The 14,334-nt window shown below is 48.0% G+C and carries 17 protein-coding genes; 7 read left to right on the forward strand and 10 right to left on the reverse strand.

Annotated features, from left to right (window positions below; genetic code table 11):
• Nucleotides 1–419: 419 nt before the first annotated feature.
• The gene (gene map / locus VJB08_06755; protein ID HLD43653.1) at nt 420–1,304 is read left to right on the forward strand and encodes a type II methionyl aminopeptidase; all 885 of its coding nucleotides are present in this window, start codon (nt 420–422) and stop codon (nt 1,302–1,304) included.
• Here the strand turns inward: map and VJB08_06760 are convergent.
• The 7 genes from VJB08_06760 to VJB08_06790 form a co-directional block, all read right to left on the reverse strand.
• Nucleotides 1,301–1,612 (reverse strand): hypothetical protein, encoded by a 312-nt coding sequence (locus tag VJB08_06760; GenBank protein ID HLD43654.1) that lies wholly within the window; start codon nt 1,610–1,612, stop codon nt 1,301–1,303. The genes map and VJB08_06760 overlap by 4 nt on opposite strands.
• Nucleotides 1,572–2,843: a histidine--tRNA ligase gene (hisS, locus tag VJB08_06765; protein HLD43655.1), complete on the reverse strand. Its 1,272-nt coding sequence runs from the start codon at nt 2,841–2,843 to the stop codon at nt 1,572–1,574. Before hisS ends, VJB08_06760 begins: the two co-directional genes overlap by 41 nt.
• Nucleotides 2,844–2,891: 48 nt before the next feature.
• Nucleotides 2,892–3,419, reverse strand: coding sequence for a hypothetical protein (locus VJB08_06770; protein ID HLD43656.1), 528 nt, complete (start codon nt 3,417–3,419; stop codon nt 2,892–2,894).
• A 205-nt stretch (nt 3,420–3,624) separates the two neighbouring features.
• Nucleotides 3,625–4,206 carry a KEOPS complex kinase/ATPase Bud32 gene (locus VJB08_06775; GenBank protein HLD43657.1) on the reverse strand — a complete coding sequence of 194 codons (582 nt, stop codon included), beginning with the start codon at nt 4,204–4,206 and terminating at the stop codon, nt 3,625–3,627.
• A gap of 114 nt (nt 4,207–4,320) precedes the next feature.
• Nucleotides 4,321–5,199 (reverse strand): ATPase domain-containing protein, encoded by an 879-nt coding sequence (locus VJB08_06780; GenBank protein ID HLD43658.1) that lies wholly within the window; start codon nt 5,197–5,199, stop codon nt 4,321–4,323.
• Between the two features lie 82 nt (nt 5,200–5,281).
• Nucleotides 5,282–6,484, reverse strand: coding sequence for a hypothetical protein (locus VJB08_06785; protein ID HLD43659.1), 1,203 nt, complete (start codon nt 6,482–6,484; stop codon nt 5,282–5,284).
• An 88-nt stretch (nt 6,485–6,572) separates the two neighbouring features.
• A complete protein-coding gene (locus VJB08_06790) occupies nt 6,573–7,262 on the reverse strand; it encodes a DUF1461 domain-containing protein (protein HLD43660.1) in 690 nt (229 codons plus the stop codon).
• A gap of 202 nt (nt 7,263–7,464) precedes the next feature.
• On the opposite strand from VJB08_06790, the gene VJB08_06795 reads away from it, so the two are divergent.
• Nucleotides 7,465–7,899, forward strand: coding sequence for an adenylyltransferase/cytidyltransferase family protein (locus VJB08_06795; GenBank protein HLD43661.1), 435 nt, complete (start codon nt 7,465–7,467; stop codon nt 7,897–7,899).
• Between the two features lie 685 nt (nt 7,900–8,584).
• Nucleotides 8,585–10,210, forward strand: a complete 1,626-nt coding sequence (gene thsB, locus VJB08_06800; protein ID HLD43662.1) for a thermosome subunit beta — start codon at nt 8,585–8,587, stop codon at nt 10,208–10,210.
• A gap of 31 nt (nt 10,211–10,241) precedes the next feature.
• On the opposite strand, the gene VJB08_06805 is transcribed toward thsB, so the two are convergent.
• The gene (locus VJB08_06805; GenBank protein HLD43663.1) at nt 10,242–10,751 is read right to left on the reverse strand and encodes a hypothetical protein; all 510 of its coding nucleotides are present in this window, start codon (nt 10,749–10,751) and stop codon (nt 10,242–10,244) included.
• 389 nt (nt 10,752–11,140) lie between these two features.
• On the opposite strand from VJB08_06805, the gene VJB08_06810 reads away from it, so the two are divergent.
• Nucleotides 11,141–11,530 carry a hypothetical protein gene (locus VJB08_06810; protein ID HLD43664.1) on the forward strand — a complete coding sequence of 130 codons (390 nt, stop codon included), beginning with the start codon at nt 11,141–11,143 and terminating at the stop codon, nt 11,528–11,530.
• Nucleotides 11,531–11,648: 118 nt separating this feature from the next.
• Nucleotides 11,649–11,915 carry a hypothetical protein gene (locus tag VJB08_06815; protein HLD43665.1) on the forward strand — a complete coding sequence of 89 codons (267 nt, stop codon included), beginning with the start codon at nt 11,649–11,651 and terminating at the stop codon, nt 11,913–11,915.
• Here VJB08_06815 and VJB08_06820 read toward each other — a convergent pair.
• Both VJB08_06820 and VJB08_06825 read right to left on the reverse strand, forming a co-directional pair.
• Nucleotides 11,896–12,081: a DUF1931 domain-containing protein gene (locus tag VJB08_06820; protein HLD43666.1), complete on the reverse strand. Its 186-nt coding sequence runs from the start codon at nt 12,079–12,081 to the stop codon at nt 11,896–11,898. The two genes, VJB08_06815 and VJB08_06820, sit on opposite strands and share 20 nt — an antisense overlap.
• A 71-nt stretch (nt 12,082–12,152) precedes the next feature.
• Nucleotides 12,153–12,296, reverse strand: coding sequence for a hypothetical protein (locus tag VJB08_06825; protein HLD43667.1), 144 nt, complete (start codon nt 12,294–12,296; stop codon nt 12,153–12,155).
• A gap of 245 nt (nt 12,297–12,541) precedes the next feature.
• Between VJB08_06825 and ftsZ the strand changes: the two genes are divergently transcribed.
• Nucleotides 12,542–13,597 carry a cell division protein FtsZ gene (ftsZ, locus tag VJB08_06830; protein HLD43668.1) on the forward strand — a complete coding sequence of 352 codons (1,056 nt, stop codon included), beginning with the start codon at nt 12,542–12,544 and terminating at the stop codon, nt 13,595–13,597.
• A 7-nt stretch (nt 13,598–13,604) separates the two neighbouring features.
• The gene (locus VJB08_06835) at nt 13,605–14,333 is read left to right on the forward strand and encodes a hypothetical protein (GenBank protein HLD43669.1); all 729 of its coding nucleotides are present in this window, start codon (nt 13,605–13,607) and stop codon (nt 14,331–14,333) included.
• Nucleotide 14,334 lies beyond the last annotated feature (1 nt).

Consider the following 14,334-nt stretch of genomic DNA (forward strand, 5'->3'; position numbering starts at 1 on the left):
TCGGGTTGCCGCGAGCTCGGCTCTTGCTGTTTTCAGCTAAGAGCGGCACCTCGCCCGTAAGGGACACCCCCCTCCGCTGCTGATGTCTCGCTTGATTGAGTCTCGCGAAATTGGCGGCAACCTCCATTCAGGACAGAGCCCGTCATTGGCTCTCAAGAAAGGTTGCCGCCTTTTTTGTGAGGCTTTGAAGCAAGACATTAACACCGACAAGGGGGTCGTCCCATCGGAGGATATGTCGGTTCACAGCAGAAACAGCGCAGCCGAACCCGGCGGCAACCCGGGCGAGCCATCACCAAAATCCTAACAAGTTGGTAACAAGCTTGCTTAACACGCCCTTGCCAGTTTGGCCATGGCTCCAGTTTCTGCTCAGCCAACAGCTTCCCGCAAGCCTTAAAAAGCTCCGCCGCCTCTCGCAGAGTATGGAAGACATCGCCAAATGGAGAAAGGCTGGCAGGATTGCAGCCGAGATCCGCGAATACGGAAAAAAGCAGATTAAGAAAGGAGAGTCTCTCCTCGAAACCACAAAGAGGATTGAGGAGAAGGTTGCAGCCTCGGGAGCGCAGCTCGCATTCCCTGTCCAGATGAGCTGCAATGAAATTGCTGCGCATTACTATCCAGGCTTTGACGACAAACAGGTATTTGCAGGCCAGCTTGTCTGCCTTGATGTTGGCACCCATATTGACGGCTGCATCGGAGACACTGCTGTAACTGTTGACCTCAGCGGCAAGTACTCAGACCTGATTAAAGCAGCGGAAAAGGCTCTCACTGATAGCCTTAGGATTGTTAAGCCGGGTGTTAAGCTCACGGAGATCGGCAAAGCCATCCAAGATGCCATCACAGGAATGGGATTTCAGCCGATCAGAAACCTTTCAGGCCATGGCTTGGCAGAATACCAGATTCACACGCATCCAACAGTTCCGAATTACAACAACGGAGATCAGGAATCACTGCAAGAAGGCCAGATCATTGCCGTCGAGCCTTTTGCAACAACAGGCTCAGGCCTTATCCATGAGAAGGGGTTTCCCAACCTCTTCATGATCAGCCAGCCAAAAAACGTGCGCCTCGGCTTTGTGCGGGATATCCAGGCTAAAATCCAGACTTGGAATGGCTTGCCGTTTGCAAAGAACTGGCTCCTCAGCAAGTGGTCAGAGGCGCAGGTGAACTTTGCGTTAAAGCAATTTAAAGAACTTGGCATCCTCCAGGAATTTCCACCCCTTGTCGAGCGCTCCGGAGGCATGGTGAGCCAGGCTGAGCATACGCTGATTGTTGGAGAAAAAACCGAGATACTGACAAAGGCAGATTAATTATTCGCCCCCCTCAGCAAAGCACCGCATCCGGAGTCTATGATCGTTATATTCTCTCTGTACCTCTGAGCTTCGTCTGCATGGCCAGGATCTTGAAGAATCATCTCCAGCAAGCTCTCATGCATTTCCTTATGAAAGAGGCATCTCTGCATATGGTGGTACAAACGCTCAGCCCGCCTGGCAAGCTTCGGCGGCATAAGCTGATAGGGCGTGGAGCAGAGATAGGTAGTTGTAAAGAAGACAAAAGGATCTATCTTCTCTCTTCCCTCACTGATGCAGTTGCTTGCCGAGTATCTGGATTGCTTCATTCAGGCTCACCGCCATCTCTTTTCCTGTTGTCATATCTCTGAGCTTGACCTTGCTCTTCCTCACTTCCTCTTCTCCAAGGAAGATCACATACGGGATGCCAAGACTGGACGCATAATTGAGATTCTTGGAAGGCCCTCTTCCAGAAAGGTCGATATCTGCATTAACCCCGTTCTTCCTGAGTTCGCGGCAGGCGCTAAACGCTGGGTCAAACGCTCCTATCGGTATGACATACACATCAGCAACAGACTTCTTTTCCTTTTTCTCAAGGCAATCATAAATTCTGTCTAGGCCAAAACTGATTCCGACAGCAGGCACAGCCCCCTTGCCCATAAATGAGCCGATCATTGAATCATATCTCCCGCCGCCGCACACAGAAGAAGTAATCTTTGAATCCATAAGCACGACCTCAATGATCGTGCCTGTATAATAGCTGATGCCCCGGGCAAGGCTGATGTCAAAATCTGCCCTAACCTTCTGCCCTTCCAGTATCGAAAAGACCTCTCTTATTTCTGCCAATCCCTGAGAGCCCGGCAGCATCGCCTGGAGAGTCTCCATCTTATCCTTATTTGGGGATTTCTGCATGTCAAGAAACTCCTTGATCTTTCCGACGGTCTCTGCTCCGAGCTTCAATTCCTTCCGGACTGCCTCCCAGCCAAGCTTCTCAAGCTTATCGATGCTGAGGATCGTCTGCTCCATTTTTGCCTCAGGAACCCCGAAGCTTGCCAAAACCTCATTGAGCAGCTTCCTGTTGTTGATGCGTATCACCGCTTTCAATCCAAGCTCCCTGAATGCAGCATCAGCAAGGCAGATAAGCTCTGCATCAGCAGTAAGCTTGCTGCATCCCACAATATCCGCATCGCACTGGACGAATTCCCTATACCTTCCCAATCCCACAGGCCCATCCCTGAATACAGGCCCAATTTGGTAGCGCTTGAACGGCATTTTGAGCTGGGGGTTCATTGCAACAACACGAGCCAAAGGGACAGTGAGGTCATATCTCAATCCAAGCTCTCTGCCGCCCTGATCCTTGAAGCGGAACGTCTCCTTCAGAATCTCTGCGCCGCCTGCATATTTAGAAGCCAGTACATCCCAGCGCTCGGTTATCGGAGTCTCAAGAGGAGCAAAGCCATACCGCTCAAAAAGCGCTGTCAGTAGCCTTATGATCCCATTCCGCGCAATCTGCTCTTGGGGAAGGAAATCTCTCGTCCCCTTGCTTCGCTCAGGTTTCATAGAAGAAGTTATACTGAATGCGGTTTAAATATGTTTTCTTTCCATTCTCTAATGATTACCGACATCTGCAAATAACACTAGGAGGAGGCCGGTAATATTAACGAGTATTGAGAGATAGGTCATCCATCCGAATCTAGGATTCAGTTCGTTTATCCTATCAGCAATGACGTTTTGTTGCTTTCTACTAACTTCAGCGTATTCATTATTGACCTTCTCTAATTCTTTGAAATTCATCTCCGATAAGTCTGAAATAAATTGCATAGGAGGATCTTTGTGATAGACCATCCTATATCTATGAATGATAGACCGTCTTAAATCGTTATTAGCTTCGTTCTTATACTGCTCTATTTTTGGACTGAGGGAGGTTATTTCTTGAATTAGACTAGCCATATCTAGATTAGTCTGCGCACTATTTTGAAGTCTTATATTTTGCTCCCAATTTGAGAACCATATCTCTTCTTGTCCATGCCAATATTCAATCTCCGAATAAGTATAAAAGCCATACGAAGAGAGAGTAATAGACAAGATGATGAGCAAAGATCCAGCAACGAAGAAACTCTTTCTCTTACATGCCATAACTAGTAATTAAGAGAATGCTCATTTATAACTCTTTTCAAAATTCTAGATGCAACTATCAATTATAACTAAGGCATATGCCAGCGAAACCATTATAACGAATGCTGCATTCAAGAACCGCATGACAGGCAAATTTACAGTGATCATCGAACAAGATAATAAAACACGATCTTCGGATAGACAGGGATGAATTCTTAAATCAAATCTAAACCCGGCTCTTATACCTCCCCCGCCTCTCAACGATCTCAAGCCGTTTCTCAACTGTCCTGTCATGATACCCTTTCAGGACCTCTCTGAAGCATGCCTCCCCTATCGTATGATGCTTTGCCTCCAATGCCTGCCTGAGGAGATGGAGGTCAACAGCTTTGTCTTCTGTTTTCAAAGAAAAGAAACCCAATCCAAAATCAACAAAATAGGCCTGATCCTTGAGGATGAAATTCGATGTAGTAAGGTCTCCGTGGATGATGTGGTTGTCATGCAGAATCCTGATCTTGCGTCCAAGTTCCCGCGAGACTTTCCTGTAGTCAGTCTTTTCAAGAATTGAGCTGAGCTTCTTCCCATCAATATACCCCATCACAATCTTCTCATCATCGGATTCCGCAATTCGCGGGCTTGGAAAATCCAGCTCAGCAAGCTTTTGGAGGATTTTTGCTTCTCTCCTTGTCCGGCTTTTCCTTAGCCTGCCGTCTATCTCCGGAATCCGATACTCCTTCGGAGCCCGATATTTGATGAGCGATTTTCCATCTTTGTACAGCTTCGCCTCCGCGCCCTGGGCTATAAGCTTCATGATCTCCAGGTACAATCAATTGTATTTAAAGACTTCGGCAGAAGGGGCTCATTAGAACGTGATGAAGCTCTTTGTAATTAACGTAAGGGCTCTATTCGTTTTGGCCGCTCTGCTCTAGAACACAGCCTCATCAGGAAATATCTTAATCCCTTCATCACTAATGGTCATCGGGAAAATCTTTGCAGCATGCTTCGTCGCCCTCATCTTGAAGATCTCCAATGACCTCTCCCTGATATCTCCTTTCCGGATGTTGTAAAGCAGGACAACGGTTCCAACCTCAAATTCAATGACTGTGCTCTGGTGCTTGTCAGGGTCAGCCTCCTGCTCGGTTGTCATCAAGGCAGTCACCCCCCATTTTGCAGCTGCATCAAACAGCTTGAAAACCGCCTTTCTCTTCTGGAGGTCATTCTCATGAAGAAGCGTGTATGCTGTCAAAGAGTCAACCACGAGCCGCTTTGCGCCGATAGAATCAATCGTGTCCCTGACTGTGCCGCCCCCTGCCTGCAGCACTTTCTCTACCTGCTCAGGCGCATAGCTTAAGATGACGAGCTTCTTGTCCTCAATGTACCTCCGGAGATCCCAGGGAAATTCTGCGAAGTCCTCCAGGATCTGCTGCTCCTGCTGCTCAAAGGAGATAAAAACTCCCGGCTCATTGAACCTCTTGATCCCTTCAACAAGGTATTGCATGCAGAGGATGCTTTTTCCTGTCCCAGCCCCTCCTCCTATAAGCACACTTGAATTCTTGATAAATCCGCCCTGCATAGCTTCATCAAGCCCGAGGATCCCTGAAGGAACGCGCTTTCCGGCCTGGCCTCGGCTTATGGCTTTGGGCTGAACCCTCTCAAGCGTCCCTTTTTCACGCCTGATCTGCAGTTTGCCTGCTGTAGAAAGCTCATGCGTTGGTTCCTTAACTCTCTCAGACTCTTCTCTGAGGATCTGTTTTGTGAAGTGCTCCCTGAGCAGTTCTGTGTTGATGCCCGGCATTTCATCCATCTAATGTGCACGCTCTTTTTAAACCTTATGGGACAGCACTCCGAAGATTTTCACGGAGCCGGCACCAAAGCATCGCTGGATTTCAGCCTATCACAAGCTGCGGCGCACGATTGATCATAAGGGTCACAGTCTGCTTTGCTTCTCTTTTTCCATCTGATGCAGTGATGAACACCTTTTGTTCTCCTGCGTCATCCCACCCAACTGTCCCCTCATCGCTGTCCATAAAGCCGCCATACGAAACAGAAACAGTATCCTTGTTAGGATCCGTTGCCTGAACCTCAAGCACGATGGTCTTTGTGTCATCTGCGTTGTCCAGGGTCATATCAGCACGGTTTTCCCCAATTGATACACTGGCATCTAAAGGCCTGACTGTGATGCTGATGCTCTCGATGACTGGCGGCTGGTTCAGCGGCTCAACAACCACAAAGAATGACTTTGAAGCCTCAAGTGAATTATCTGATGCAACAACCGTCACTCTATACTTCCCTGCATCACCTTCGACTGTCCTCCATTCTCCTCTTTCGTTCAGTGGATTTGAATAGCTGATTGTGACTTCGTCATTATCAGGGTCTGCTGCTACTGCAGCTACCACAACAGTCTCGCCTTCTGTCAGTATGATATCCTGCAGAGACTCCAGTATTGGAGCCCGGTTCACATCAAGCACAGCGATCTCCACATTCTGGGTTGCAGTTGCTTTTCCATCGCTTGCCGAAATCGTTACTGAGTATTTTCCTGCATCCTTGAACGTCGTCTTATACTCGCTGCCCGTCATGAATCCTCCATAGCTGATGCTGACCTCATCCCCATCCTCATCGCTCACTTCAGGAGCCAGAGTGATGGTCTCGCCCTCGCTTACAGTTATCGGGCTGATTGCCGCTATCACAGGCGCATGGTTCTTGGACTCAACGACGACAAGAAGTTCTTTTGTCACAGACGTTTTTGAATCTGACACAGTTATGGTTACAGGATAAGAGCCCGCATCCCCTTCCTTTGTTTGCCATTCTCCTTTCTCATTAAGCGGTTTGCTGAAGGTGATGGTTAAAGGATCTCCATCTGGATCAGTTGCCTTGAAATCAACCTTGACAAGATCCCCTTCTGTAAATGTCATGCTTTGCCCGCTTGGCTGAGGAACCTCGTCGGTCTTCTGGGTGATCTCCTCGATTTTCGGCACTTCATCTTCCGGAATCACCATCGCCGGCTCAACAGGCTCTGCCTTGATGTCTTCAGGATTGATCACAGTGAAAGGCCCCTGGCTTGGAGCGCAGGCAGCAAGACTAATAATCATAAGGATGAGAATCCAACGTAAGTCACGCAAATGCAATGCAAACAACAAACCCACCTCCGTTTTGTTGTTATTCTCTAATACTAAACTATTATTTAAATCTTCTGGTGGCACTTACCCCTGTTTTTACTCCTTTAGTTTGATGAATGAGTGGCTGGGCATACAACAAAAACCATGCCATGATCCCCATAGCCATCATGATAAGGACATATGTGGCCACTGCTTCTTTTGCGAAATCAATAAAAAACTGCTGCGGAAAGAGCCGGATCAGCAGGCTGTCCTGTGGAAAGACCCATGTGCCATCCAGGAAAAAGACCTGATGCATGCCTGCAAAAGACATCTGGAAAAACCCCATGCCTGCAAGGAGCATAAGGAGGATTCCGGCAGAAGCAATCCCGGCAGCAAACAGCACACTCCTGAAGCATCTTAACATATACGGGCCATACCCTCTGATCCTAAGGAGGATCGCTACAGCAACCAACAAGCCAAGAAGAGCCAGGCTCTGGAATGCAACATGGGCCCTGCCAAGGACTTCCTTGACATCCTTAATATGCTCTTCTTCTTCAGGCGATAATGGGAGGCTGTGTTGCTTTCCGCTCCCGTAGAACTCAAGCAATTCCTGGATATGCCTGTCTGCATCAGGAACAGGGGCATAAGCATCGTAGGAACTGAATTCATCCTGGTAAAATGAGGTATCATATAAAACGTGCTCAAAGCTGAAGAACAGAGTAAGCAATGGGATCAGGGCTCCGAGCAGAGATGCTAGTATCAAGGTTCGCATGCTTCCTAGATAATCGCCAGGTTTATAATGGATATGGTTTTCCGGGCTCCATCCAAAAAATGAAGGTTGCCATCAATTTGCGAGGCTCTGAACTCAGATCAGTACACCGACAAAGGGGAGGCTCCATCCGGGAAATGTCGGTTGTCTCCCTTAATTGCGCAGCCGACCTGGATGGCAACCCGACTGAAAGGAGGTTTTTTGGATGGAGCCGATTTTCCAGCAGCCCATGAAAGTCCTGATCTTTGGAACATTTGACCACCTGCATCCTGGCCATGAGTACGTATTCAGAGAAGCCGCAAAGCATGGCAGGGTGGTTGCAGTTGTAGCAAGGGATGAAACCGTGAAGAGAGTCAAAGGCATCTTCCCTCACCATTCAGAACAGGACAGGTTAAGGCAGGTTTCCAAATATGTCGATGCAGTTCTTGGCCATCATGGCTCAAAGATGAAGGTGATTGAGGAGCAAAAGCCGGATATCATTTGCTTAGGCTATGACCAGGAGGCTTTTGTGGATGAGCTTAAAGCATTTATTGCTGAGAAAAAGCTGAAGATGCCTATAGTCAGGCTCAAGCCTTATAAGCCGGAGATTTACAAGGGGAGACTCCTCCAAAAGCAGGATAGTAAAGGCCGCCAAGCCTGATATCCAGATGGTCAACCTCGTGATCCAAAACTATAGCAATAAGCGATACTCCCCGCCTATGAGTGTCCCGTAGCATTGCAGTTACACTGTCCTTAACCGAATCAAACCGGTTGGCAGGGTCGGAATAAGGTTTAAGGCTCTTTTCTTGGGAAGGCATAACATAATATCCATTAGTATTGAGCTCGATAATCAATGAACCCTTTTTGGCATCCCCGAAAACCCTGTTGATATGCTCATAAGCCTCCAGCGGAGGTTCATCCGGATCTCCATCTTGGAGAGTCAGCACCCGAAAATTGCCAATACCAAAAGTCTCAATGCGCATTTCTCGCTGAAATAAGGGTTATTTTATAAAAGTATTGGAATTGTTCGTATCTGCATCTATAAGCCGTGCCTTCCGGTGCCATTGAAAAGTCATGCAATGCCCTTTGTGAGCCTTCTATTCAAAACACAGAACAGCGACAAAGGGGGTGCTCAACCAAAACGCCTTCTGGCGGTTTGGTGTGCCAAAAGAGCATGGCTCTTTTTAGCACCATACGGGAAATGTCGCTTCCCATGAAGCTATGAAGGAGGCGAACCTGGCATTGCCGAACGAAGTGAGCAACTTTTCAATGCCACCCGCCTTCCACAACCTTTTTAAATAGTTTTCAATTCCCTTTTCCAGGAAAAAACACTTTAGGAGGTTTTTATGGCAAATCAGATACAACCGATCTTTATCCTTCCTGAGGGAAGCCAGCGGAGCACAGGCAGGTCTGCCCAGAAAAACAATATCATGGCTGCAAAGCTTGTTGCAGAGACTGTCAGGACAACCTTAGGCCCAAAAGGCATGGACAAGATGCTTGTTGATTCTTTGGGGGACGTTGTTGTAACGAATGACGGGGTTACGATTCTTGAAGAGATGTCTATCGAGCATCCTGCTGCCAAGATGCTTGTTGAGATCGCCAAGACACAGGAAAATGAGATCGGAGACGGAACAACCACAGCTGTGGTCATTGCAGGAGAGCTTTTGAAGAAGGCTGAAGATCTTCTTGAGAGCAATGTCCATCCTACAGTGATTGCACGAGGCTACCGCCTAGCTGCAGAAAAGGCGCTCCAGGCTTTAGAGTCCATTGCAGAGCCGGTCTCAGAGGCAGATACGAGGATACTCAAGCTGATTGCAGAAACTGCTATGACAGGAAAAGGCGCAGAGGGGGCCCGTGATAAGCTTTCAGACATCGCAGTTAAGGCAGTTCTTAGCGTTCTTGAAAAACAGGCTGGAGATCTTGCTATTGATAAAGAAAACATCAAGATTGAGAAAAAAGTAGGGGGTTCGCTCCATGATGCAGAGCTTGTGCAGGGCATCATCCTTGACAAGGAACGGGTCCATTCAGGCATGCCCCGGCAAGTCAGGAATGCAAAGATTGCGCTGCTTGACCTTGCTATCGAGATCAAGAACACAGAGATTGACGCAAAGATACAGATCAACGATCCAAGCCAGATGCAGGCGTTTCTTGACCAGGAGGAAAAGATCCTCAGGAACATGGTCGATAAGGTGCTGAAGACAGGCGCAAATGTCGTGTTCTGCCAAAAAGGCATCGATGACCTTGCCCAGCACTACTTTGCAAAAGCAGGAGTCTATGCTGCAAGGAGGATCAAGAAGTCGGATATGGAAGCGCTGGCCAGGGCGACCGGAGCAAAGATCGGCTCCAACCTTGATGACCTCAGCTCTTCGGATCTCGGAAAAGCAGGGATTGTTGAAGAGATCAGGATCGGCGATGAGGATATGACCTATGTGCGGGAATGCAAGAATCCAAAATCCGTTACCGTCCTTGTGAGAGGGGGGACAGATCATGTTGTTGATGAGATGAAGCGGGCTGTGACAGACGCAATTGGCGACATTATTGCTGCCCTGAAGGTTGGGAAAGTCGTTGCAGGAGCAGGAGCCCCTGAATTGGAGGTTGCAAAGGAGCTCTTCAAGTACGCAGACTCGCTTTCCGGAAGAGAGCAGCTTGCAGTCCGCGCCTTTGCAGAATCCCTGGAAGTCATTCCAAGGACGCTTGCAGAGAACGCAGGCCTTGATCCCATAGATGTCATGACCGAGCTTAAATCAGCCCATGACAAAAAGCAGAAGTGGGCAGGCATTGATGTCTATACGGGCAAGGTGATGGATGCATGGAAGAAAGGAGTCATTGAGCCGCTCAAGATCAAGACACAGGCGATCAGCTCAGCCTCAGAGGTTGCCATCATGATCCTCAGGATCGATGACGTGATCTCCTCAGGCTCAAAAGACAGCGGCCCGCCAGCTATGCCTCCGGGCGGGATGCCTGAATATTGATGCTCAGTGCTCCTAAACGCAAACCAGAGTTCTAGAGACTGATGTATACTTCAGGTTTGTAATCCACTTCGTGGTTTGCAAGTTTAAAATATCTTGACGAAAAATATGCCGAGAAAGCAGTCTTAAACCACAAAGGCGTATTCGTATGGAATATTCCCATAGAATTTCCTAGAATTGCACGAAGCGCGTTTCTCTTGCAGGATTCGTAAAAAGGTCGTACCTTTAAAACTCCATGAGCAGAGAATTGCGATAACTCTTCTCTCGGAAATAAGTAAAGGTGATGCGGGAAATCTTCTGCAATATCAACAAGCGCATCGTATCTCAGGTATGTGTCACCCATACGCTCAAATTCCTCTCCGGATTCTAATTCTCTTCCAAAAAGAATTAAAGATGTAATCTGAAATCCAGGCAAGAATGCTTTTTTATTTCTTTCTTTAAGCTCTGAGCAGCTTAATGGAGCTCTGTTTCTCATCATCTCATTATCTATCAAGAATCCCTCAACACTTGCTATAAAATACTCCAGTATTCCGTGGCCATACAAATCAGACAATCTTCCAAAAAAAGAAGACGATCCTCCCGTGCCATTAAGGCCATGCAGTTTATTTATTTCAGCCTCTAATTGAGATTTAACCTCCGCATTGCCTCCTCCATTATCATTCAGATTATCCAGGTTCCGAAGGTAACAATAAGTCCCTAAAAATTCATGCAGTTTTTATTCTCCATAGATTGCCCCGATGAGCTCAGCAAAGTGTCTGGCAGATTTGACTTTTTCCTGTGCAAAAAAGTTTGTTTCAGTTAACATTGTAAAGGCAAATGCGCCTTCATTTAAAAATATATCTCGCGTTTACTTAAGGGGTGAGGCGCTGCGATTCGTAAATCGAAATCTTTATAAACAATCAACCCAAAGGCTGATTAAAAAGGGGTGGTTGGATGGAAGAGTATGAAGAAATCCCTCTCAAAGGGCAGAAGCGTGATCTTCAGGATTCTCTTGATAACCTAACAAAGGAGCTGCGCACGCTTCATTCCTTGTTTCGCGATGCTGCTGAGGATGCCGGCCAGGGGAGCCCTGATGACTCTCATCAGCAGATCCTGGAAAAGCTGGACACCATTATTGACCAGAACAGGAAGATTGCAGAAGGCATTGTAGCTGTAGCTGACCTGCTCCAGAAGAGGCAGCCAATGGGGCAGCCGATGCCGCAGAGTCCGCAAGTTCGCATGCAACCGCCATTTATGCCTTCAGGCTTGCCTCCTCTCCCGCAGCCAGGCCCGCTTCCTCCATCAGGCATGCCGCCTCCTCCTAAAAAAGGGTTTATGAGATAAGATGCAGAACGAGCAGAACGGATATCTAGTTCTCAGAAAGCCTGCGAATCCAAGGCTAGTCCGGCTCTTCCGAGCTTTAGTGAATGCGTGTCGCAGGCAAGCTTTGCCTGAATCTGAAATGGCTGCCCCGCAAATCTCCAGGGATGATCCTGGGGCGCTGAAGCAGGGGGAAGCAAAGGACGAGTTCCAAATCAACGAACCGCAAAGCAGGAATTACAACAGCCAGATTCTCGCTCTGAAGTCAACCCTCAGAGACCTCAAGAAAGGCTTCAGGCTGCTGAAAACCAACACACAGGATAAAAAGCGCTTCCGGGATCGGATCCGCAGCATTGAGCGTAAAATCCGCAAATGGGAGCATTATAAGACTAAAGATCCTTGCTCATAACCGTATTTCTTCCGTTGTCTTTTGCGCGCTTGCACGCATCCTTGATGAGGTCGATGACTTTCTGGTTCAGCTTATCCCCAAAGTCCCCGGAGACATTTAAGGCTTTGTCTTCCACCTTTGCATAATCCTTAATCCTTGACCTGATAACAATGCTATCTTCTGTCATGACGACCACCTCCCCGGCTGCCTAAACCCTGCAGATTATATAAAGCTTGCGAATCTCAGCTGCGGTGAAAATCAGTGCTGCCGCCTCTTTGCGAGGCTCTTCTCATCACAATGCGCAGCGACAAGGGGGATGCCGCAGTAAAAACGTCGTCGTCTGGCATTTTGGTGTGCCAAAGTGATGCAGAATTTGCGTATAGTCCAAGATGATGGCACCATCTCTATCCACCTTCCACCTCCCCCAAAAAATAACTACTCAACAATAAACACTATAACTTGAAAACACCAACCATCGTCACCTTTTCTGAGTACTACCATTTTACACACCATTACCACCGTTCATTACAAAAATCTCTCCCAGTATACGAAATCGTAACATTTAAATACTAGCGTCACTACAAATCCAAGCTATTGTCCAATTAAAAAAGAGCCTCAGATGAGGTAAAAAAGCAGGTGATACCATGATGGATTTTATAGTAAACGCTGCCCAGAAGCAGAGTGCGGCGATGCCAAACCCCCAGACCATAGGCCACGCAAATATTAAAGTTATAGGCTGCGGAGGAGGAGGCTCAAATATGGTCTCCTGGCTTTACAAGAAAGGGGTCAGAGGCGCAGAGATCATCGCATGCAACACTGACCAGCAGCACTTGGAAATCACTGAAGCTGACAAGAAGTTCCTTTTAGGAAAAGATATCACCCGAGGCCTTGGTTGTGGAGGATTCCCAAAGAAGGGAGCTGATGCAGCCCAGGAGGCCTTGCCTGAGATAAAGAATGCGCTCTCAGGATCAGACATGGTTTTTGTATGCGCAGGCATGGGAGGAGGCACAGGAACAGGATCAGCCCCTATTATCGCTAAGGTTGCCAAGGAGAACGATGCAATCGTTATTGGGACAGTGACCATGCCATTCTCCATTGAGCGGGCAAGGATCGATAAGGCAGAGTTCGGGCTTGAGCAGCTGAGGGCAAACGCAGACACTGTTATTGTTATAGATAATAATAGGCTGGTCAAGATAGCAGGAAACCTTCCGGTCCAGCAGGCATTTGCAGTTGCCAACGAGCTGATCTCTACAATGATCAAAGGTATTGTGGAAACCATTGCCATCCCCTCTCTGGTCAACCTTGACTTTGCGGATGTCAAGGCAATCATGAAAGGAGGCGGTGTTGCAGCCATTGGAGTTGGAAGCTCAGACACGACAAACAAGGTCAAGGAAGCTGTGACAGGAGCGCTTTCCAATCCTTTGCTGGACATCAGCTACAAGGGCGCAACAGGAGCCTTGATCCATATAGAAGGCGGCCCTGATATGACCCTTGAAGAAGTGAGCAAGGTTGGAGATCTGGTGACAGAAAACCTTGATGAGGATGCAAATGTGATCTGGGGAGCAAGAGTAAACAACGACATGAAGGGAAAGATGATTGTGATGACGATTATCACCGGAGTTGTCTCACCCTGGATTGTCGGAAAGCAAGGACGCAGGCAGGCTCAGCCCTCCCAGGATATCGGTGTAGAGATAATAGAGTAGGTGCCCCATGGTAGACAAAGAAAAAATAATCCAGCGCATGGTTAACGCCATCGCAGAAGACAATAAGGACTTTTTCGGAAAGGAGAACACGGACAGCTTTAAGCGAATCCTTCCGGCATTATTGAAGAGAGGTGTGGACAACATCAACCTTGCGATGTTTCCGGACTCTGTGCGGTCTACAGTCCTCGAGACCTTGGGAGAGGAGTACCGCAGGAGAGGAAGCCTGTCAGACGCTGTAAAGTGCTATGTGCTGACGGGGAACCGGAAGAGGATATCTGAAGTCGGCCAGGAGTATGAGCGCGTTGGCAACCGGAAGGAAGCGATTGCCTCGTATGTCATTGCAGACAACAGAGAGAAGCTGCTCGAGCTGGGGACTATTGCTCTGGAAGACGGCCATGTCGTTGAATCCATCATGGCCTTTAAGGCGATTGACAACCGGGAGGGCCTGCTTTTGGTAGGCCAGGATTGCCTTGCCAAGGGAAGATGGGATGCTGCATTTGAAGTCCTCTCACTCGTGAATGAAGTTGGCAAGCTTACGGAATTAGGCGAGAAATGCCTTGCTGATAAGCAGTACAGCACTGCCATGAAGGCATTTCAGGCAGCGAATAACACTGAAGGCATCAATAAGGTAGGAGACACCTGCCTTCGCGAAAACCTCTTCGAATTTGCCCTTGAAGCATATGCACTCTCAAAGAACGATGTTATGGTATCCTTTATCAAGGAGAACTTTGGTTAAC

The sequence above is a fragment of the Candidatus Nanoarchaeia archaeon genome, from assembly GCA_035290625.1.
Lineage (GTDB): Archaea > Nanobdellota > Nanobdellia > Woesearchaeales > DATDTY01 > DATDTY01.